Below are 21,330 nucleotides of genomic sequence, written 5' to 3' on the forward strand. Positions count from 1 at the left end.
ATGCAACAAGGAGCTAACACTATGTTTGCACGCACAATAAAAGCAGGAGCTAAGTAATGACTACCTGGTTATCAATCGGCATTTTATTTACTTTTTCCGCCATCGCATTTGTGATTTATCGTTGGGGTAATATGCAATGTATTGGCGTCACGCCGGTGCGTAAATTTACTTTTATTGCGATTTTATTTACCTCTGGTTTAGATGTGGGACTGATTATGTTCCCGCTAACCGAATTTGCGGGGTATGCAGATTTAGCCGCCAGCCCTGAATACGGTTTTACTAATCCACTTGCCATTGAGTTTGGCTTTTGGGCCTGTTTAATTTGGGCATTTTACTTTTTAACCTGTTTCTATTTTTGTGTGATAGAACCAAGAGTGAAGTATTTTGAAATACCATTAATAAAGTTTATTAATAACCTAGTCATTATTGGTACCTGCGCCTTTACTGCGTATTTATTGCTAACCAACCTACCCTGGTATTTGCCCAACCTAGGTGATGGCGAATCGCTAGTGAGTAGCTTTTATTTAATCGTATTTATGGTGATTGCCGCAGCGGTATACTCAAGTACCAGCATTAAATATGTACGTTACTTAAGCCTTGCCAGTACTTGGTTATTCTTTGGCTTAATCGCCCTTATGTGGTCTGGGGCATTTTTGGGTGAAGACTCAAGCGTTGGCGAATTTTTTAACACCTTTGCATTAATTGGCGGCTACTTTGCCAATATGCATGAGTTTGTATTGCCAATGAATGATTACCACGAGTTTTATCTATTTTGGTGGTTTGCCTGGAGCATCATGATTGGCCAATTTACCTCACGTTTTGTTGGCGGCATGAAAACCTATCAAGTACTACTGGCGATGATGGTCTTCCCGTCTATTCCAATTGCAATTTGGTTTACTGTGCTTTATTACTATAGCGCTAATGGTATTGATACTACTGGATTTTATAACCTTGCAATGGTAATCGTTGGCATTACTTTTGTGATTAACTCATTAGATTCATTGGTTCGCTTGTACACCGACAATTTAAACCTCACGGTTGAACGTTTTGGTAAAGTGCCCTACATCATCGGCAACATTGCATTATTAAGCGGCTTAACTTTATTGTTTAAATTAGACTTTTTAGAAATACAATGGGTAGGCGCTTTGGCCATTGCCATTATTCTTAGTTGTTTCGTTTACATATTAAAAGATCATTTAAGCAAAGTGTCAGACATTGAACGCTCACCTAAAGCGAACAAAATTGATTTTACCAAGATTGAACTACTAGATTAATACAATAAAAAACAAGGATTGATAATGAACACGAAATTAAAAACACTTGCGCTATTAGGTTTATTTACACTGCCAGCAACAATAATGGCTGATGAATTAACCAGCACAATTAACGCCACCACAGATTACACCTTCAATGGTGTTAGCCAAACAGACAATGGCCCTGCATTACAAGCTAGCCTTGATTATGCATTAGACAGTGGCTGGTACATGGGTGCCTGGGCATCGAATGTTGACTTTGGTAGCGGCGAAGACACCTGGCTTGAGCTGGATTTTTATGTGGGTAAATACATGGAGCTTACCGACAGAGTCTCACTTGATGCCGGTATTGCGTATTACACTTACCACGGTGATGATGCCTCGGATGAATATTACTACCCTGAAATTTACAGCAAATTTGGCTATAGCTCGTCGTTAGGCCAGAGCGAATTAAACTTCTGGTATTCATGGGATTACTTCGGTTTAGATGCGGGCCATTACATTGCGATGGTCGCCCATACTTTTAACATTGCTGAAGGCCATGACATTCGTATCAGTTTTGACCGTTCAACATCAAACGATAAAAATAAGTGGTCATGGGATGGCGATAAGTCTTACAACCATTACCGTGCAGAGTACATGACCAGCTGGGAAGGCTTTGATATCAATGTCGCCGTTGAAGACACCAGCATGGACACCGATTTAAGTGATACACGTGCATTGGTGTCGGTATCTCGCACTTTTACGCTGTAAACTACGCGCAATAACAAAGGCAGAATAACCCAAAAGGTTGTTCTGCTTTTTGATTTTATCCATGTGTCTTAGCGCTTTTTCTGATAAGGTGCGAGCAAAATGCTAATTCGATGGTCTAGAGGACATTATGGAAAAGTACGAACAATTATTAATTTCATTGCGCCGCGTGATCAGAGCGATTGATATTCACTCACGTCAATTAAATAAACTTTCTGGCCTAACGGGCCCACAACTGATGGTGATGAAAAAAATCCATGAGCTTGATGCCCCTTTAGCCAAACAAGTCGCAAAAGAAATCAACTTAAGTGCGGCCACGGTCACGACTATTATCGATCGTCTAGAAAGCCGTCATTTGGTGATCCGAACACGCAGTGAAACTGATAAACGCAAAGTGCATTTATCATTAAGTGACGCTGGTAAAGAATTACTCAGTGGCTCGCCCAAACCACTCCAAGAACATTTTATTAAGCATTATCAAAATCTTGAAGAATGGGAACAAAGCCAGCTTTTATCAGCCGTTGAACGCATCGCTTCAATGATGGACGCCGATGAAATAGATGCATCGCCAGTATTACTGGTTGGCCAAATCCAGCCAGAAGTACCACAGTAAACTGCCCTACTTTATTGTTAAGCATATAGCCTTATACAAAAACGCGAGCTCATGCTCGCGTTTTTTATCTGGTTTATTAGTCTATTACCAGGGAAGCTCTTGACCATTAGAGTGTTTAAATACACCCGTGGTTGCCATGCTTAACCCATCAATCAAGCCAATCAATCGTGAGGCTGACTCAGTGGCAGAAATATCACCGCCGTGGTTCACCATCTCTGTTTGCACATAACCTGGGTGGTAAATGCCCACTGCAATATCTCTTGGGGCTAAATCATGGGCTAATGACATCGACGCTGCATTTAACGCCGCTTTTGACATGCGATAACCATAACGGCCACCCGATGTATTGTCAGTAATTGATCCCATGCGAGAAGTAATCATCGCCACTTTGGCCCCGTTAACTAAATTAGCTTGTAAACTGGCCACAATATGCAAAGGTGCTATAGCGTTAACCTCAAACTGCTCACGTATGGTATCAAGGTTAAGGCGCCCTAGTCTTTCGTCGCGTAAAATACCGGCATTACAAATTAACAAATCAATCTGTACCCCATGTAAACTGTGTTGCATGGTTTCAATACCAGAGGCTTGAGTTACATCTACGCCTTCAATTACCTTAACATTATTGCCTAAGGCCGCTAACTCAACTGACGTCTGTCGACAAAGCGCATAAACAACATGGTTTTGCTGAGCATATATTGTTGTCAGCGCAAGGCCTATGCCTCGGTTTGCCCCAGTGATTACTATTGTTTTCATGATTGTTCCTTAGTTTCAGCCTGTTCAGCAATAATCATTTTGCCTTTAAATACGCCAAACAGCGCAATACAGGCACCAGCAAAAGCAGCAAATGAACACATTAACCGGTAATCACTGTTTTCAAGAAAAAAATTTGTCACACTGAATACGAGCAATATCAGCATACCGATATTTTTTACTTGCATCATTTTAGGCTCAAACATCAGCCAGGTATCGCATTTAGGGCATTGGGCTTCAACACCATGTTTACCTTTGCGAAGCACTTTTAATGCGCGTCTTGCAAATTGACTTTTGCAGTAAGGACATTCCATTTTTGTTCACCTTGATCCACTCTTTGGCAATATGATAGCGCGACCTAACTGTCTGATAAAGTTACAATGCCGTTAAATTGATCATATTAACAATCAAATCTTTACACCTAACTTGAATGCTTGCTCAAATATTATATTGAACACTTGATATTGTTGGTTTATAGTTTGGCCATTGATATACAGATCCAAAAAGAATGTCTACAGTAGATATACTTTTGGGGTCATGCAGGAATGGAAGAGCCTATGAACTATTCGATTGGTTTTGATGTGTATGGCACGTTAGTCGACCCTGTTGATATGGGGCTACATCTTGAAAATCTTATTGGCGACAAAGCCGCAGAATTTGGCCAGTTATGGCACGATAAAAAAGTAGAATATGCCTTTAGACGCGCATTAATGCAACAATATGCTGACTTTACGGTTTGCACTCAACAGGCGCTACAATATTGTTTAAATGTATATCAGCTATCTTTATCATCTACAGAACAGCAACAATTAATGGCAAAATTTGCCGAGTTAAGTGCTTTTGATGATGTAATACCAGGACTCATGTCATTGGCAAAACAAGGACATAAACTGGCAGCATTTTCTAATGGCCCTGAAGCCTCAGTACGTAAACTGATGAGCAATGCTCAAGTATTACCTCACTTACATGACGTAATTAGCGTTGACGATTTACACACCTACAAACCCAATCCTGACGTTTATCAGTATTTAATGAGACGAATGCTCGCCGATATGAACTCATGCATGATGGTGTCGGGTAATCCTTGGGATGTGATTGGTGCTAAATCTGCTGGTTTACAAGCTGTGTGGGTTAAAAGAAGCCCAAATAAACTCTTTGATCCATGGGAAATACAACCGGACTTAATTGTGAGTGATTTAGCTGAATTAGCCAAAGTACTCAATGGATAATGGTTACATTTACCACATCGGCTTGAGCATTTAGCAGATACGGCGATAACAACAAACATTTAATACAAATACGGCTTTGCAATGGCTGGCGAAAATTTATCAAAAATGAGGGATTTTATGACTAATCAATATGTTCCACCGAAAGTATGGGTTAATGAGCCAAGCAGCGCTAACAAATGGTCAAACATTAACAAACCGGTTTCGGGTGCAAGGTTCGAAAAATCTTTACCTGTTGGCGAGCATGCTTTGCAACTTTACTCCTTGGGTACACCTAATGGCCAAAAAGTCACTATTTTACTCGAAGAATTATTAGCCCTTGGGGTTAAAGAAGCGGAATATGACGCTTACTTAATTAACATTAGCGAATTAGATCAGTTTTCAACAGGGTTTGTCGCCGTTAACCCAAACTCTAAAATCCCAGCGCTAGTGGATAACTCGGGTGATGAAGCCGTTAATGTGTTTGAGTCAGCATCAATCCTTGTGCATTTAGCTGAAAAATTTGGCCACTTTTTACCAAAATCAGGTCCTGCACGCACGAAAACCTTTAATTGGTTATTTTGGGCACAAGGTTCTGCGCCGTTTCTTGGTGGTGGATTTGGTCACTTTTATGCCTATGCCGATGAAAAACAAGAGTACCCCATTAACCGATTTGCCATGGAAGTAAAACGTCAATTAGACGTATTAGACAAGCAATTAGCCCAAAATACGTTTATTACAGGTGACAGTTATACCATTGCAGACATGGCCATTTGGCCCTGGTATGGCAACCTGGTTTTAGGCAATTTATATAGCGCTGCAGAATTTTTGGAAGTTGAAAGCTATAGCAATGTTATGCGCTGGGCAAAACAACTGCTACAACGCCCTGCGGTACAACGCGGTAAAATTGTTAATACCTCATGGGGTGATATCAATTTAGCAGAGCGCCACAGTGCCGCTGACATTGACGCTGTACTTAACAGTGAAAAATAACCTGTACTAAATACGACTGGTATTTTCAAACTAATAAAAAACCTAGCAATGATTGCTAGGGTCTGTTTTCTTTCAAGGTTATTTTTGCAGCGAATTGTTGGCCATTTCTACAAGGCAGAGACTTTGAGGTGTAGTTATTCTACATAAAAAGTCGATAACGCAGTAAAAATGGCCAACAAACGCTGCCCGAAGGGTTCGGCTAAAAACGTTTTACTCTTTGTTAAATGGATTTTGCTTAGATTGCTAGGCATCAATCCATTCGCCTCGATTAAAACGTTTTTAACTCGAACAAAATTCAACCAGCAAAGAACAACAGACCCTAGGGTTTTTATTGGTTAACGGCTTAACTTGGCTTAAATCACCATGGCTAATTCGGCACCTTGACGAATAGCGCGTTTAGCGTCAAGTTCAGCGGCAACATCAACCCCACCAATAAGGTGAACAGGTAATCCTGTGGCTTTCATTTCGTCAACCAGTTTGGTGTTAGACTCTTGACCAGCACACAACACAACGTTGTCAACTGCAAGCACTTCTGTTTGTTCACCCACTTTTATGTGTAAGCCTTGCTCGTCGAACTTTTCATAACTCACGCCGGTTTTCATTTTCACTTCATGCTGTTTTAGCACGCTGCGATGGATCCAACCTGTGGTTTTACCTAAGCCTTTACCCATTTTACTGGTTTTACGTTGCAGTAAATACACATCGCGACCAGGTTGGTGTTCTGCTTCTTCAGTTAAACCACCTGCATGTTGATATGTTTTATCAATACCCCACTGCTTTAACCATTTGTCGGTTTGCAAACTGGTTGACTCACGCTCACACAAGAAATGCGCCATATCAAAACCAATACCACCGGCACCAATAAGTGCCACGGTTTGGCCAATTTCAACCTGTCCATTAAGCACTTGTTGATAATCAACCACTTTCGGATTATCAAAACCCGGGAGTTTCAGCTCACGTGGAACCACGCCCGACGAAATCACCACTTCATCAAATTTTTCAGTCGCAAGTACTGATGCATCCAATTTGGTGTTTAGGCGTAAATCAACCTTATGCAGATTAATCTGGTTGATAAAATAGCGGATGGTTTCATTAAATTCTTCTTTACCCGGTATTTTACGTGCCAGATTAAATTGGCCGCCAACTTCAGATTTGGCTTCAAACAGCACCACATCATGACCGCGGCTTGCAGCGTATACAGAAAACGCCATGCCAGCAGGCCCTGCGCCCATTACAGCAATGCGTTTTTTATGGGGGGTTGGTGTGAAATTGATTTCGGTTTCATAACAGGCACGTGGATTAACTAAACAGGTTGCCCGCTTCATTGAGAAGGTATGATCTAAACATGCCTGATTACAGCCAATACAGGTATTAATGAGTTCTGGCGTATTGGCAGCGGCTTTATTGACAAAATCAGCATCGGCTAAAAATGGCCGCGCCATTGATACCATGTCGGCTTGTCCAGAAGCAATGATCGACTCAGCTATCTCTGGCGTGTTAATCCGGTTTGTGGCAATTAAAGGAACCTTAACTTCTTTTTTAAGTCTTTCGGTAACCCATGCAAATGCGCCACGTGGCACGCTGGTTGCAATAGTCGGCACTCGAGCCTCATGCCAACCTATACCGGTATTAATGATGCTAACACCGGCTTGTTCTAACCATTTAGCTAACTTAACCACTTCATCCCATGTTGAGCCATTATCGACTAAATCGAGCATCGACAAACGGAACACAATAATAAAGTCTTTACCAACCTTTTCACGAATGGCGTTAACTATTTTTACCGGAAATTGCGCACGATTATCAAAGCTACCACCCCACTCATCAGTGCGTTGGTTTGTTCGAGAACTGATAAATTGGTTAATTAAGTAACCTTCTGAGCCCATGACTTCAACACCGTCATAACCAGCCTTTTTTGCTAATGCAGCGCTGGTTGCATAATCTTTAATTGTGCTACGTACTTGACGGCCAGACATGGCTGATGGTGTAAAAGGCGTAATGGGTGATTTTATTTTGCTCGGCGCTAGGCTAAATGGATGATAACTGTAACGGCCAGCATGCAAAATTTGCATACAGATTTTACCGCCCGCTTCATGCACTGCATCAGTCACGATTTTATGCTTACTCACCTGCCAAGAGAAACTCAATTGACACGCATTAGGCGCTAGGCGTCCGCGTAAATTAGGCGCAATACCACCAGTAACAATTAAACCAACACCGCCTTGAGCACGTTCTTTGTAAAATGCTGCCAGCTTCTCAAATCCGCCTTTTTCTTCTTCTAAGCCTGTGTGCATTGAGCCCATTAACACGCGATTTTTCAGCTGTGTAAAGCCTAGATCTAAAGGTTCTAATAAGTGTGGAAACGACATTCAAACATCCTTTTTAAACAAGTGATTTAAATCAGCATACAACGACATGACAGTTTGCTCAATCATTTAAGCAATCGTTTGTTAAAAACCTTTACAATTCAGTTTCACATTTTATTTGATTTTCAGTTAGGATGACTATATTAGACTGATAAAGGAGTGGCTAATGTCCGCTAAACCCTCGTTTTTAAAAAGGATGTTTTTACTGTTGTGGAATACAGTAAACACGATTCGTAAACTGATTATAAACTTCATTTTCTTTGGTATTTTGGCCATCATCGGGGTGGTATTACTCAGCAGTGACGACGAAATTATTGTCGAAGACCAATCTGCATTAGTACTAAACCTCTCTGGCAGTATTGTTGATCAAAAACATTATGTAGATCCTTTCGAAGCGGCATTAACCCAAGGCCAAGAGAACGATCCTAACGGTGAAATATTATTATCTGACGTGCTTTACAGCATTAATAATGCCACTGAAGATAAGCGCATCACTAGCATAGTATTAGACTTAGCCAATCTGCAAAGTGCTGGGATCAGTAAAATGACCGCCATTGGCGAGGCGCTAAACAAATTTAAAGCGGCTAATAAATCTGTTATTGCCATGGCCAATAATTATGATCAAAACCAATACTTTTTAGCCAGTTTTGCTGACAAAATTTATCTTAATAACAAAGGCATGGTGTCACTTGATGGCTTAAGCCGTTATCGCCTTTATTACAAAGCGGCGTTAGAAAAACTTAAAATTACCACTCATGTTTTCCGTGTGGGTACCTTTAAATCAGCCGTTGAGCCTTTTATTCGTGACGACATGTCTGAAGCTGATAAAGAGGCCAGTAAAGTATTGTTAGGCGATATTTGGCAGAGTTATTCATCTACAGTGGCCAGTAATCGCCAAATCGCACCCGATCAACTCGTGCTAAGTACAGATGCTTACCTTGAGCAGCTAGAACAAGCTGAGGGCGACAGCGCACAAATGGCCCTAAATATGAAATGGGTCGATGAGTTAGTGAGTGCAGAGGCATTTCGCTTAGCCATGATAGAACGTGTGGGTAGCGATAAAGAAGGTAAAAACTATCGCCAGATCAGCTTTAACGACTATCAAAGCGTTATAAAGCCAATGCCTAAATTTATTGAAAATGACTCTGTTGCCGTGATTGTCGCCAAAGGCAATATTTTAAACGGTAAACAAGCTGCAGGTCAGATTGGTGGCGAAAGTACCTCTGAGCTACTAATGAAAGCACGCTTTGACCCTGTGGTGAAAGCGGTCGTATTACGCGTTGACAGCCCTGGCGGCAGTGCATTTGCATCAGAGCAAATTCGTCAAGAAGTGTTAGCACTCAAAGCAGCAGGTAAGCCGGTTGTAGTGAGCATGGGCAGTTTAGCGGCATCTGGTGGTTACTGGATCTCAGCGAGCGCTGATTACATTGTCGCGACACCAACCACGTTAACCGGTTCAATTGGTATTTTTGGTATGTTTGCCACGTTTGAGCAGGCATTGACTCATATCGGCGTAACATCAGATGGTGTGGCAACATCAGACTGGGCTGGTTTATCACCCGCTCGTGAACTCAGACCTCAAGTTGCGGCTGTTATACAACGTCATATTGAGCGCGGATATCATGAGTTTATTTCGTTAGTAGCACAAGAGCGGAATATGACTTTAGAGCAAGTTGATAATATTGCTCAAGGTCGTGTATGGACAGGTAAACGAGCCCTCACGTTAGGATTAGTTGACGAGCTAGGTGATATGAACACCGCGCTGTCTAAAGCTGCTGAGTTGGCTAACATGGATAAATTTGACGTGAAGTTGATTGAACAAGAACTCAGCGCAGAGCAACAACTGATGCAGCAACTATTTAATGCAACGGCTTCGTACATACCAAGCAGCTTTAGCCAAAGCACTGTGGTTGAGAAAATGGTTAAGCAATGGGCGAGTGTTTATGAGGAGTTTTCAAAGTTTGATGACCCAAATAATGCCTATCTATATTGTGAAAATTGCAGCTATTAATCGATGTGTTAATGCTTCAACATTTCACCATAATGAATAATATTCAAAAAAGGCCTGCTTAGCAGGCTTTTTTATTGGGGATCTGCAAATAAACTCGTATAATTTACATTATCTTCATTAACGTTCTCTTTCGAGTGCACACTTCATGACAAAACGTTCAATCTACGTAGCTTATACTGGCGGTACTATCGGTATGCAAAAAACGGCGAATGGCTTTGTGCCTGTTGCGGGTTTTTTAACTGATTGTGTTCAATCTATGCCTGAGTTTTACCACGACGAAATGCCAAGTTTTGTCATCCATGAATATAGCCCCTTGATTGACTCATCGAACATGGCACCTACCGATTGGCAGATGATAGCCAATGATATTCATGCCAATTATGACAAATACGACGGCTTTGTGATTTTGCACGGCACTGACACTATGGCCTATACCGCGTCGGCATTGTCGTTTATGTTACAAGGCTTATCTAAACCGGTTATTGTCACTGGTTCGCAAATTCCTTTAGCGCAACTGCGCTCAGATGGGCAAACCAATTTACTCAATTCGTTATACATTGCAGCCAACTACCCCGTGGCAGAAGTATGCTTGTTTTTTAACAATAAATTGTTTCGTGGTAATCGCTCAACCAAAGCCCATGCAGACGGTTTTGATGCGTTTGCATCGCCTAACTTCCCGCTACTACTTGAAGCTGGGATTAAAATTAATGTCAAAGCAGGCAAAATCAGCTCGCCAACAGCACAACCCTTAGAAGTGGTCACGATTAGCCCACAACCTGTTGGTGTAGTGACCTTGTACCCTGGTATTTCGACCGACATTTTTATGAATATTTTGCAGCAGCCAGTTAAAGCCCTCATTATGCTGACTTTTGGAGTAGGCAATGCCCCGCAAGATAAAAACCTACTCGACACGTTAAAGCAAGCTGACGAGAGAGGCATTGTATTGGTTAATTTAACCCAATGCTTCCAAGGTAAAGTGAATATGGGTGGTTATGCTACAGGCAATGCATTAGCCAAAGCCGGTGTCATTAGCGGTTCAGACATGACCATTGAAGCGGCGTTAGCTAAATTGCATTATTTACTATCAATTGGATTGACACCAAAACAAATAAAAGAACGTATGCAGCAAAATCTAGTGGGCGAACTCACTGAAGGTTAAGTTTAATTTATTGAATTTATTTAATAAAACAAAAAGCGCAAACCACATGGCTTGCGCTTTTGCATTTAATTATTTTCACATACGTTACAAATCAGCTTCTTTAAACTCGGCAATGGCCTCGCCTTTAAACTGCTTTTTCAATTCAGATTTAGACAGTTCATTGATGTTTCCACCAGATGCGATGGTAAAGTGATCAGTTTGATTAAGTTTTCGAGCTTGATACATCATGACAACCTGTAACGTAGATTCACGTTGCTGTTCGGTTAACACGGTACCATCTTCCCATTTGCCAAGTTCAGTTGCAGACAACAAACGTTGGTACACTTCATCTGGCATTTCATCGATGACTTTATTGATATCGTTCATACTGATTTCCGTTTATGTAACACAATTCTAATTCGAGTGATCAAGTAGCCTGTAAACCCTGTCACAAAGCTTGCTATTGCTATGTATAAGGTGACACCTTGAGCAGGCTCGCCGCCCCAAAACCATACAACGACACCCGCGATAAACAAGGTTAAATAGATAAAACTTTGATTCATCAAACTATTTGAACGCTCTATATGACTAATGACAGACAAAGATTGTGTGTTTCCAGTCAGATCAGTTTTACAATGCTGGCATTGCTTAGCCTGACTCGAAATACGTTTCTGACATTTAGGACATGCTACTAACGCCATGTGAACATTTTCCTGCTTAAATTAACTGAATACTACAAGCTATCAACTACAGCTAACATGGCTATAAGTGATGCTTCGCCTAGGTAAATACTGCGCTCTGGTGACCATCCCACAAATGGGTCTGACAAATTGGCATTGTCTTTAAATGGCATTTCTAATGTATTAGATAAACATGAGAAAGTATTAGCAACCCAATTTGAACCCACGGTTAAATTTGCTTTACCTGGCTCGTCTTTATCGTAACCAAACTCAGTTTGGAAGTCTGCACTGGCAATGGTTAAGGCGCTCACAAATTGTTGTTGTAACGCTGCCATTTTATCAGTGTAGTTTGGTACCCCTTCGCATCCTGCTAAAAACACATAAGGTAAACCTTCATCACCGTGAACATCGTAAAATAGATCTACGCCAGTTTGATGCATTTTGTTCACTACATAATACACTTCTGGGCTTTTTTCTAGGCTGGGTGTTTGCCATTCACGGTTTAAGTTTGTGCCCACGGCATTGGTACGTAGGTGTCCACGTGCGCTTCCGTCTGGGTTCATATTAGGTACAACATAAAAATTTGCCTTGTCTAACAATGCCTTAGATGTTGGGCAGTCGCTATCAAGTAATCGGTTTAATAGCCCTTCTACTAACCATTCAGCCATGGTTTCACCCGGATGCTGGCGAGCCGTAATCCAAATGTTTTTCTTGTCTGGGTTACCATCTCCGATGTTAAGCAAGGTCATGTCACGACCATCTAAGGTTAAACCTAAATGCTCTAAACTGACTGCAGGATGAAGCTGGACTTCACTGATAAGATCTAAATGACGTTCATAGCTGTATGGTGCAAAGTAAGCGATTTGTATTGCTTCGCAATCTAATTGTGCTTGGATCGTTAACACGCCATTTTCATATTTTGTTGGTAATCTAAACCACGTCGCGCGGTCGTAACTGGCTACTGCTTGATAGTCTTCCCATCCCTTTGGATAAGATGCGTTACCGGCATTGAGGATATTGAGGGTATATGTTTGACCGACCTCACCTTCTAAACGAAAATTAAACCACTGATAAAATTCATCACCAAAATCTGGACGAATAGCGAGTTGAATGTCGTCGTGTTTGTCGATATTAATGACGTTAATATTGCCACCGTCAAAGTTTGCACTGATCCGCATTAGGACGTTCCTTTAATTAGCTTACGCTTATATTTATCCTGAACTCGGGATAAGGGATGACATTATGCTATTGAAAACAGCATGTTTACCCACATCAATTTCAAACGTGTTATTTGTTTGCTAATAAAACAAATAGACTCACCAATAGTTGAGCTATGGTTAGTCAATTCAGCGTTGTTAACAGGCAAAGGGCTGTTTGAAAGGTGTTTATATACCGTGCTCAAGTTACTTAGGCATTTATATGCCTTATTTTATGCGCCATAGCTTATCAAATGCGGCTATTACTGTGAACCTTTAAAAGCTAAAGCTGTAACCCTGCCCGCGTACGGTATTTATCAATTCACGTGGTAAATTACCTTGTGCAAGCTTACGTCTAGTATTGCTGATATGCATATCAAGATTACGGTCAAATCGGCCTAGTTCTTTGTGTAACACCCGTTGCTGTAATTCTGCTTTGGTTACCACTTTACCTTTATGTTCAAAAAGGTATTTAAACAGGCGATATTCTGTTTGAGTCAACACTAATGACTTATCAACTAAATGGACAGTATAGTCAGTATCATCAAAACTAATTTGCTCGCAGAAGGTATCGTTTAAAGGCGGTTGTGATCGTCGTTTAAGCACATTGAGACGCAGTTGTAACTCACGAACATTCACCGGGTGGCTAAGATAATCATCTGCACCAAGTTCGAGTGCATTAATGCGTTCAAGTTCATTATTGGCATCTGCAATCACGATAACAGGTGTTGGCGCCTTTCTGGCCACTAAAAGCCAAAACGAATCCATTTTGGGGACGGCAAAATCGAGTAAAATGGCGTCTAGAGTTAACGTTTCCATTTTTATCAAGGCATCGAACGCATTATTAACATGATGCACACAATAACCTTGTGCCGTTAATTGATAGAATAGTTTATTAGTTGCAGAGTTTAATTCAATTAATAGGATATGTTTCATACACAAAACCACTTAATGATAACGATTTCTATTTAGATTATCACATCTATTCGTGGCTGACTATGTTGAGATATCACATTAATATTAACTTTTTAAAAAGCAAAAAAATGGCCCGATCGTAATCAGGCCATTTGCAGCAATTGATGGTGATAACAGAATTACTTTTCTGTCATTAATTGCTTAATAAATTTAACTGGTGCACTGCCATAACTTAAAAATGTTTCATGGAATTGCTTTAAGTCAAAATCATCGCCCAGTAGCGCTTTTTGCTGTTCACGAAAATCATAAATTTCACGGTAACCTGCATAATAACTGGTTAACTGAACCTGGCTTAATGTTGCACGGCGCCATTTACCTTCAGCTTCTGCACGTTGCTGAAATGCTTCGTTTTCAAGTAGGCTTATCACCTCTTGCTCACCCATGCCTTTAACCTGAATGCTGTAATCTAGGATGGTGTTACAAATCACTCGTAGGTTCCACTTGTAATACATTAACCACATTTCAGGCTCAAAATTACCGTAGCCCTCTTCTAGCATCATTCGCTCAGTGTAAACCGCCCAGCCTTCAATCATGGCACCATTGCCAAATAAACTTTTCACTAAACTCGGTGACTGGTTTGAATAAACAAGTTGGGTGTAGTGGCCAGGAATAGCCTCGTGAATATTCAGTACTTGTAAAATCCAATGATTGTACTCACGTAAATAGCTTTCGGCTGACTCATCGCTCATGCTATCTAGAGGCGACACGTTATAGTAGGTATTGCCGCCTTGATCATATGGCCCAGGAGCACTGATAGATGCGCCAGCAAACCCACGCATGTATTCTGGGGTTTCACGTACTATTAACGGTTTATTAGGATCTAGCGTGACAAGCTGTTTGTCGTTAACGAACTGAATCAGCTCTGGGATCTGTTGACGCACTTCTGCTACGAAATCTTCGCGCTTAACATGCTTAGCTGATAACACATCAATTAATTGTCGAATGGCCACTTTGTCATCGGTTGGCTTTGGCGTGTTAATGTATTTAGACCAAATTTGTGTGGTAATTTTGGCCATTTCTTGTTGGATTTGGTTTTTGTCTGCGATTGCTTTTTCATATAACTGTTTAGCGGTCATACCCGATTGAATATCAAAAGCAAATTTTTCTTCGTATAAGGTTTCACCAATACGAAAATCACGCGCGCCATCTTTGGTCAGTTTTACTTCAAGCTCACTCAGCCAGTCAATATGTTGAGTAATGGCGGCTTTTGCGGCATCAAATCGTTCGGTAAACAAGGCTTTTTGTTCAGCCGTTAAACCTGAGTCTGCCACTTGCTTTGCTAATGCATCAGATAATACCGAAAACGCACCTTGGTTTTGCATAATGGCAAGTTGCGTGTGTTCTAACGTTGGGTCGCTTATGTTTGCTCTGGCGGCCTCATAATAGGCCGGCACATTTTCAAGGCGCGCAATAACAGAGGTTAATCGCTCATCAAGCGGTGCAAAATCTTCATTAATAATTTGTGCAAAACCTCCAGCAACATTGTAGTTTGATGGATCCCATTGCCAGCTTTTAAAACTGTGTATATCCCATTTCATTGATTCGGCTAAATTACTAAGCAATTTATAGTCAATTTGTTCATTGGGAGACAATGTCAGTGGATCAAACTGGGCTAAGGCGGTTTGCTGTTTGTCGACAAAAGCTAACGTCTTGTCACGGCTTTGTTTGTTGGGGATCTCTAAATATCCATCGTTAACATGTTTACCACTGTAGAGTGCCCATGTTGGCGACAATTGCCAGAGCTCATCAATAAACTGTTGAGAGTATTCACCAAAGTTAACTTTTTCGGCACCTAAAGGTGTGGCAGCCTCTTTTGCCGCTGTGGTTTGTTCAGTTGCGACACTCGCTTGATTGTCACTACAGCCGAGCAAACTTGTAAGCGCAAAAGAAATGGCCAAAGGCAATAATGCTTTCTTCATTTTATGTCCCTAAATTTATCGTTCTTGTTTTTGATTGGTATGCACATAGTTAAGCATGCCCGCTGATTTTTTGCAGCCACTTGACACCTTTTGTGACACAAAAAATGCCTTTAAGAGCAGGCAATGCTGAAGCGTCACTGGGCACGCCTTAATTCATCATGATATGACAATAAAAGGTGTGGACCTAAGGCCTGCTAAGTTAATGGTAGAAGATGTGTGCCAGACTATGCAGCTAGAAACAAGCATGGCTTAAGCGCATACCGCGCTTAAGTCATGAATAAGATTGTTATAGATTCCAAGGGTTAGGCTTTGGCCCTTTTTTTATGGGTGCTTTTTGTGTTTTTGCTTTTCTAAAATCAGTATTGTCGCCTTTAGATTTACCTACACTTAAGGTTGGCCTTTCATCTTGAGTTTTCGGTTTATTTTGCCTGCTTTTAGGCACGTAATTGAGGATAGACTCAGGCACAGGTTTGCTTGGCTCAAACCCTTCAATCACTTTACGCTCGAGCAAATGCCCTAATCGGCTTTCAATCATACACAGGTTTTTAAAATCATCTTTGGAAACAAACGATATTGCCTCACCACTCGCCCCTGCTCTACCTGTACGTCCAATGCGATGAATGTAATCATCGGCAGGATACGGCAGGTCGTAGTTGATAACCCGGGACAGATCGTCAATATCGATACCACGAGACGCTATGCCTGTTGCGACAAGATACTGAATTTTACCCGATTTAAAATCAGCTAAAATTTGTTCGCGTACTGGCTGGCTGCGGCCACTGTGAATACACTCGGCTTCAATATCGCGCTTTTCTAATTGGCTGACTAGTTTGGCGGCGCCTTGCTTGGTTTCAATAAATATCAGCGCTTGATCCCAGGCTTGGGTTTTGATCAAATGACTTAATAAAGCTGATTTTTTGTCTTTGTCGACCGTTGTGATCCATTGGTCAATCTTGGGAGCAGCGCTTTTATCGGCAATCAAAGAAATTTCAACCGGACGGTGTATGGCCGTTTTAGCCAGAGCGCGCACCTGATTTGATAATGTAGCAGAAAACAACAAGCTTTGGCGATCTGATGGCAGTTTATCGATGATTTTATTGATGTCTTCAATAAAGCCCATGTCTAGCATGCGGTCAGCTTCATCAAGCACTAACACTTCTAGCTCGTCAAAATGCACTGCGCGCTGGGTGTATAAATCCAGTAAACGCCCAGGTGTAGCAACTAAAATATCAACCCCATCAATAAGCGCTTGTTTTTGCGGCTTGTCGTCAACACCGCCATAAACCACAAATGAGGTCACGCCAACATATTTAGCATAGGCAATTATGTTGCTTTGTACTTGTACGGCTAGCTCTCGGGTAGGCGTTAAAATTAGGGCGCGAATACGCTTTTTACGTTCAGCTTGCGTGTCAGCTAAACGCTCTAATATTGGCAGCACAAAACTGGCGGTTTTACCGGTACCGGTTTGCGCGGCGGCAAGCAGGTTTTTACCTTGTAAAATGACCGGAATGGTTTGTTGTTGAATTGGGGTTGGGTTGCTGTAACTCACTTCAGCTAAGGCGTTGACAATAGTGTCACGTAATCCAAGTGTCGAAAATGGCATGAAATGAGTACTCAATATTAAAAAAAATAAACCAAATAAAAGCGTGCGGGTAAGTATAGCATTCACTCACAGGTCAATACACTTGATACCAATCAGCAATCTGTGATCACTTATTTATCCTATTGGTATGAATGACATTGAGAGTGGATAACAGAAATAAAAAAAGACGCCCAAGGACGTCTTTTTTTATATTTGGCGGTGAGCGAGAGATTCGAACTCTCGTTAGGGATTAACCTAAACACACTTTCCAGGCGTGCGCCTTCAGCCACTCAGCCAGCTCACCAATTTTGCGGAGTTAAATACGTTTTGTACATAATTCCAAATATTGCTGTGTTTACTGTGTTGTAGAGCAATTAAAAATCACGTCTACTTAGTGTTCAGTAAACCATCATTACCGCTTATGAATAAAAAAATAACCAGTGGTAATGCTAATCGTGGCGTACTTTACGCAAATGCCGATAGCGGGTCAAGCTAAATCACCCCACTATCAAACGTTTGCACAAATGCTCGACAACTTACGACCATTTCTATCCAATAAGCGTTGGAAATAAGCCCTTTACCCCTGCTGAGATAACTTCAATACCGAGAGACAACATTAATAACCCCATTAAACGAGTAATCACGTTAATGCCGGTTTTGCCCAAAAATTTAAACAGCATTGGCGCCATGCGAAATAATCCCCAGCTCACTAAACCTAAAGTGACAATGGTTAAAAACATCCCGATGAAGTTAACCATTTGGTTGTGCTCAGCCGCAAACACAATCACCGAACTAATGGCACCGGGGCCCGCCATTAAAGGCAACGCTAAGGGCACCACAGCAACAGATTCCATTGCCGATGCTTCACGGTCTTCTTCTTGGTTGCGTTTAACTTCACTGATTTTACCTTGCAACATCGACATTGCGATAATGCAAATCAAGCTACCACCAGCAATGCGAAATGCTGATAGCGAAATACTAAACATGCTTAAAATATGCTGGCCAGCAATCATAGTCACTAATAGGATCACCACCACGGCAAAGTTTGCTACCCGGTTAGTGTGTTCACGCTCTACTGCTGTTTGATGGCTAGTTAAACTCACAAATACAGGCAATAACCCTACCGGATTAATGATCGCTAACAGCCCTAAGAAGAACTTGGTATAAAGCATAAAATCCACTAACTGTACCCTCTTGATATGACCTGAATTAACGCTCGTTTCTGAGCGCGCTAATGTAGCTGAAACCCCCTAGTTTACATAATGAGATTTTTTGTTATTTCAACGCCACTTTGCCCTATAAAATCTAATCCGAATAACAGTAAAGAGTATCATTGGTGAGATCAAAGTGATTTTTATCATCATATTTTTGCGTAATTATATTTCACAATTAACAATCTTGCCGTGTTTATATGGCCTTATTGCACAATGAGCGCTGAACATTTATACAAAGCCGCTTGGTTTTTGATAATTTAGTTAACACATTTGTATGTTTGCAATACAGCTTGCCATTGAGCATAAAACAACCATGATGAAAATTACTAACGTTAAGGTAAGCTGAAGGCAAAAAAAGAGATGCCACCTTAAGTGACATCTCTTATTACTTGGGTCATACCAAGCAAGTGGTTTTTACCTTAACCCGTTAACTCGTCATTACCACTATTTTGCAGTCCAACGGTCCATCCAACCTAATACGTTTTTGTACCATTGCTGTAAGTTGTCTTGATTTAAAATCCAGTGATTTTCGTCTGGAAACACTAACAACTCAGATGGAATACCATTACGCTGCATGTAGGTATATGCCGCTAAACCTTGACCATAAGGTACACGGTAATCTTTTTCACCGTGGATCACTAACATAGGCGTTTTCCAGTTTTCAACATAGTTAACTGGGTTAAACTTCTCATAAAGTGCTTTGTTCTTGTCGTATGAGCCGCCAAACTCATATTCAGGGAACCATAACTCTTCAGTTACATAGTACATTGAGCGCATGTCAAAAAGACCGGCATGGTTAACAAGACACTTGAATCCATCGTTCCATTGGCCCTGGATCCAGTTCATCATGTAACCGCCATATGAGCCACCTAATGCACACGCATTATTCGCATCTAACCAAGGTTGTTGCGCCGTAACGGCTGCTATACCTTTTTTAAGATCTTCAAGTGGCTTGCCGTCCCAATCTTTGCCGATAGAATCGGTAAATGCCTGGCCATAACCGGTAGAACCATGAAAGTCGACCATGACAACACCATAGCCTGCACCAGCCCATAATTGCGCATTCCAGCGACCACTAAAACTGTTGCCAAATGAGCCTTGTGGACCACCATGGACTAAATACGCTATCGGGTATTTTTTACCTTCTTCATAATTAGCTGGCTTAATCCAGTAACCATGAACGGTTTCGTCATTCCAGCCTTTAAAATTAAACTGCTCGTACTCACCAAATTTGATGTTAGCCAGTTTGTCTTTGTTAACATCGGTTAACTTAGTGAGTTGCTCACCTTCTGAAGTGACGCTATAGATATCACCAGGTTCAACAAGAGATGATTTTTGGAAAATCAATTTGTTGTTAGTGACCGCAATTAAACTATTGCTACCTTGATTATAAATAGGACGCACATCACCAAATTGAGTATTCACTTCAAAAATACTGACCTGGCCAACATCTTGCGCAGCAACATATAAAGTACGGCCATCAGCACTAAAACTGATTGAGTGTGGACTACGATCCCACAAAGGTGCGACTTCTTTTTCTTGTCCGGTTACGTTATCTCTTAACATGATACGGTAACGGTCAGCTTCATAGCCTGGTTTTGTCATGGCTAAATAAGCTAGGTAACGACCATCGGCTGAAAACGTAGGTTGTGAGTCCCAAGCTGTGTTGGCTTCTGTTAAGTTTACGGTGTCGCCGCCAGTGACAGGCACTTGCCATAAATCGTAGTTAGTGGTCCAGGCTTGATCGCGACTTGGCGCTTTTGCACTGTACACTACGTATTTACCGTCTGGGGTGAAAGTCACTTCTTCCATACCAGAAAACGGTTTAGGCGGTGTTTCTGTGTCGCGATTGGCGGTCACATTAACGGGGGCGGTAATTTTTTTACCGTTAATTTGCGCAACAAATAAATGATTACGGGCATGGTCTTCCCATGTGTCCCAATGACGCACCATTAACTGCTTGTATTCACGGCCTGATGTTTTACTTTCATCAATGGCGGTGAACTTGTCTTTAGAACAGGCTAAATCAGCACACTCTGGAAACACGCGCATGGTCATGACAACTTGTTTGCCATCTTGGGACAATTTGTAACCATTCACATCGAGAGGTAAATCAGTGACAGCAATGGCTTCACCACCATTAAGGGCTAACTGATATAACTGGCTGCTGCCCGTACGGCTTGCCAGAAAGTAAATTGACTGGCCATCAGCTGAAAAGCTGACATCATGCTCAGTACCTTCTGCTGAGGTCAGCTGTTTGGGTGTGGCATTTTTATTATTTAAATCAAGTAAAAATAGATCTGAACTGGCGTTACCTTGTTCATCGATCACTTTAACGCCATAGACAAGGCTTTTACCGTCGTTTGACACGGCAGCTGAATGCACTTTATTTAAATTGACTAATTGCTGCACATTAAAAGGGGTCGGCTGAGCCGCAAGTGCTGATGTTGCCATTCCTGCGGCAACCAGTGCAAATAATACAGAGGACTTTTTCATTGTTATGGAGTCTCAATTGTTTTTAGTAGTGATTGTGAGCCGTGTTGTGCTGGCTTACAACAAAGATATATTGCAGACTAGCGAAAGCAAAACGCTCAGGCAACAGGCCTTTTGTAAACAGCTGTAAACCTGAGCGTCTTATCACATTGACACTGTAGTGAGTCTATGTGTTTGCCGTAAATAACGACG

At 41.4% G+C, this 21,330-nt stretch carries 18 protein-coding genes and 1 tRNA gene; 7 read left to right on the forward strand and 12 right to left on the reverse strand.

The genetic code is table 11. From position 1 onward, the window contains the following. The first annotated feature begins 56 nt into the window (after positions 1-56). From K8B83_RS13335 to K8B83_RS13345, 3 genes are all read left to right on the forward strand, one after another. Positions 57-1,274 carry a BCCT family transporter gene (locus K8B83_RS13335; RefSeq protein ID WP_223417411.1) on the forward strand — a complete coding sequence of 406 codons (1,218 nt, stop codon included), beginning with the start codon at positions 57-59 and terminating at the stop codon, positions 1,272-1,274. Positions 1,275-1,298: 24 nt separating this feature from the next. Then, positions 1,299-2,006, forward strand: coding sequence for a TorF family putative porin (locus tag K8B83_RS13340; protein WP_188736814.1), 708 nt, complete (start codon positions 1,299-1,301; stop codon positions 2,004-2,006). Positions 2,007-2,133: 127 nt separating this feature from the next. Further along, on the forward strand, positions 2,134-2,616 hold the full coding sequence (locus tag K8B83_RS13345) for a MarR family winged helix-turn-helix transcriptional regulator (RefSeq protein ID WP_188736815.1): 483 nt from the start codon (positions 2,134-2,136) through the stop codon (positions 2,614-2,616). 84 nt (positions 2,617-2,700) lie between these two features. Here the strand turns inward: K8B83_RS13345 and K8B83_RS13350 are convergent, their stop codons facing one another. Both K8B83_RS13350 and K8B83_RS13355 read right to left on the reverse strand, forming a co-directional pair. Next, positions 2,701-3,369, reverse strand: a complete 669-nt coding sequence (locus K8B83_RS13350) for an SDR family oxidoreductase (protein WP_188736816.1) — start codon at positions 3,367-3,369, stop codon at positions 2,701-2,703. Continuing rightward, a complete protein-coding gene (locus tag K8B83_RS13355) occupies positions 3,366-3,680 on the reverse strand; it encodes a hypothetical protein (RefSeq protein ID WP_188736817.1) in 315 nt (104 codons plus the stop codon). The genes K8B83_RS13350 and K8B83_RS13355 overlap by 4 nt, the downstream gene beginning before the upstream one ends. Before the next feature lie 243 nt (positions 3,681-3,923). Between K8B83_RS13355 and K8B83_RS13360 the strand changes: the two genes are divergently transcribed. Both K8B83_RS13360 and yghU read left to right on the forward strand, forming a co-directional pair. Next, the gene (locus K8B83_RS13360) at positions 3,924-4,595 is read left to right on the forward strand and encodes a haloacid dehalogenase type II (protein WP_188736818.1); all 672 of its coding nucleotides are present in this window, start codon (positions 3,924-3,926) and stop codon (positions 4,593-4,595) included. Between the two features lie 117 nt (positions 4,596-4,712). After that, the gene (gene yghU, locus K8B83_RS13365; protein WP_188736819.1) at positions 4,713-5,564 is read left to right on the forward strand and encodes a glutathione-dependent disulfide-bond oxidoreductase; all 852 of its coding nucleotides are present in this window, start codon (positions 4,713-4,715) and stop codon (positions 5,562-5,564) included. Between the two features lie 353 nt (positions 5,565-5,917). Here the strand turns inward: yghU and K8B83_RS13370 are convergent, their stop codons facing one another. After that, positions 5,918-7,933, reverse strand: coding sequence for an oxidoreductase (locus tag K8B83_RS13370; RefSeq protein WP_188736820.1), 2,016 nt, complete (start codon positions 7,931-7,933; stop codon positions 5,918-5,920). Positions 7,934-8,096: 163 nt separating this feature from the next. Between K8B83_RS13370 and sppA the strand changes: the two genes are divergently transcribed. Beyond that, positions 8,097-9,941 (forward strand): signal peptide peptidase SppA, encoded by a 1,845-nt coding sequence (gene sppA, locus K8B83_RS13375; protein ID WP_188736821.1) that lies wholly within the window; start codon positions 8,097-8,099, stop codon positions 9,939-9,941. Between the two features lie 145 nt (positions 9,942-10,086). Continuing rightward, entirely contained in the window at positions 10,087-11,100 is a 1,014-nt protein-coding gene (gene ansA, locus K8B83_RS13380; RefSeq protein WP_188736822.1) for an asparaginase, read from the forward strand. Between the two features lie 84 nt (positions 11,101-11,184). Here ansA and K8B83_RS13385 read toward each other — a convergent pair whose 3' ends face one another. The 9 genes from K8B83_RS13385 to K8B83_RS13425 form a co-directional block, all read right to left on the reverse strand. Beyond that, positions 11,185-11,466, reverse strand: a complete 282-nt coding sequence (locus K8B83_RS13385; protein ID WP_188736823.1) for a YeaC family protein — start codon at positions 11,464-11,466, stop codon at positions 11,185-11,187. Further along, positions 11,463-11,780 carry a zinc ribbon domain-containing protein gene (locus tag K8B83_RS13390; RefSeq protein WP_188736825.1) on the reverse strand — a complete coding sequence of 106 codons (318 nt, stop codon included), beginning with the start codon at positions 11,778-11,780 and terminating at the stop codon, positions 11,463-11,465. The genes K8B83_RS13385 and K8B83_RS13390 overlap by 4 nt, the downstream gene beginning before the upstream one ends. Before the next feature lie 32 nt (positions 11,781-11,812). Beyond that, entirely contained in the window at positions 11,813-12,937 is a 1,125-nt protein-coding gene (locus tag K8B83_RS13395; protein ID WP_188736827.1) for a M14 family metallopeptidase, read from the reverse strand. 294 nt (positions 12,938-13,231) lie between these two features. Then, positions 13,232-13,891, reverse strand: a complete 660-nt coding sequence (locus K8B83_RS13400) for a response regulator transcription factor (protein ID WP_188736828.1) — start codon at positions 13,889-13,891, stop codon at positions 13,232-13,234. 158 nt (positions 13,892-14,049) lie between these two features. Next, entirely contained in the window at positions 14,050-15,849 is a 1,800-nt protein-coding gene (locus K8B83_RS13405; protein ID WP_188736830.1) for a DUF885 domain-containing protein, read from the reverse strand. Between the two features lie 286 nt (positions 15,850-16,135). Beyond that, a complete protein-coding gene (locus K8B83_RS13410) occupies positions 16,136-17,452 on the reverse strand; it encodes a DEAD/DEAH box helicase (protein WP_188736833.1) in 1,317 nt (438 codons plus the stop codon). 193 nt (positions 17,453-17,645) lie between these two features. After that, positions 17,646-17,735 (reverse strand) — tRNA-Ser (locus tag K8B83_RS13415). Positions 17,736-17,979: 244 nt separating this feature from the next. Continuing rightward, positions 17,980-18,612 (reverse strand): YchE family NAAT transporter, encoded by a 633-nt coding sequence (locus K8B83_RS13420; RefSeq protein ID WP_188736835.1) that lies wholly within the window; start codon positions 18,610-18,612, stop codon positions 17,980-17,982. A gap of 477 nt (positions 18,613-19,089) precedes the next feature. Then, positions 19,090-21,141, reverse strand: coding sequence for a dipeptidyl-peptidase 5 (locus K8B83_RS13425; protein WP_223417412.1), 2,052 nt, complete (start codon positions 21,139-21,141; stop codon positions 19,090-19,092). Between the last annotated feature and the right edge of the window lie 189 nt (positions 21,142-21,330).

This window comes from Shewanella inventionis (assembly GCF_019931735.1).
In the GTDB taxonomy this organism is placed as follows: Bacteria; Pseudomonadota; Gammaproteobacteria; order Enterobacterales; family Shewanellaceae; genus Shewanella; species Shewanella inventionis.

Coding starts and splice junctions, on each gene's coding strand:
- K8B83_RS13335 (WP_223417411.1), top strand. CDS start 57: ATGACTACCTGGTTATCAATCGGCATTTTATTTACTTTTTCCGCCATC.
- K8B83_RS13340 (WP_188736814.1), top strand. CDS start 1,299: ATGAACACGAAATTAAAAACACTTGCGCTATTAGGTTTATTTACACTG.
- K8B83_RS13345 (WP_188736815.1), top strand. CDS start 2,134: ATGGAAAAGTACGAACAATTATTAATTTCATTGCGCCGCGTGATCAGA.
- K8B83_RS13350 (WP_188736816.1), bottom strand. CDS start 3,369: ATGAAAACAATAGTAATCACTGGGGCAAACCGAGGCATAGGCCTTGCG.
- K8B83_RS13355 (WP_188736817.1), bottom strand. CDS start 3,680: ATGGAATGTCCTTACTGCAAAAGTCAATTTGCAAGACGCGCATTAAAA.
- K8B83_RS13360 (WP_188736818.1), top strand. CDS start 3,924: ATGAACTATTCGATTGGTTTTGATGTGTATGGCACGTTAGTCGACCCT.
- yghU (WP_188736819.1), top strand. CDS start 4,713: ATGACTAATCAATATGTTCCACCGAAAGTATGGGTTAATGAGCCAAGC.
- K8B83_RS13370 (WP_188736820.1), bottom strand. CDS start 7,933: ATGTCGTTTCCACACTTATTAGAACCTTTAGATCTAGGCTTTACACAG.
- sppA (WP_188736821.1), top strand. CDS start 8,097: ATGTCCGCTAAACCCTCGTTTTTAAAAAGGATGTTTTTACTGTTGTGG.
- ansA (WP_188736822.1), top strand. CDS start 10,087: ATGACAAAACGTTCAATCTACGTAGCTTATACTGGCGGTACTATCGGT.
- K8B83_RS13385 (WP_188736823.1), bottom strand. CDS start 11,466: ATGAACGATATCAATAAAGTCATCGATGAAATGCCAGATGAAGTGTAC.
- K8B83_RS13390 (WP_188736825.1), bottom strand. CDS start 11,780: ATGGCGTTAGTAGCATGTCCTAAATGTCAGAAACGTATTTCGAGTCAG.
- K8B83_RS13395 (WP_188736827.1), bottom strand. CDS start 12,937: ATGCGGATCAGTGCAAACTTTGACGGTGGCAATATTAACGTCATTAAT.
- K8B83_RS13400 (WP_188736828.1), bottom strand. CDS start 13,891: ATGAAACATATCCTATTAATTGAATTAAACTCTGCAACTAATAAACTA.
- K8B83_RS13405 (WP_188736830.1), bottom strand. CDS start 15,849: ATGAAGAAAGCATTATTGCCTTTGGCCATTTCTTTTGCGCTTACAAGT.
- K8B83_RS13410 (WP_188736833.1), bottom strand. CDS start 17,452: ATGCCATTTTCGACACTTGGATTACGTGACACTATTGTCAACGCCTTA.
- K8B83_RS13425 (WP_223417412.1), bottom strand. CDS start 21,141: ATGAAAAAGTCCTCTGTATTATTTGCACTGGTTGCCGCAGGAATGGCA.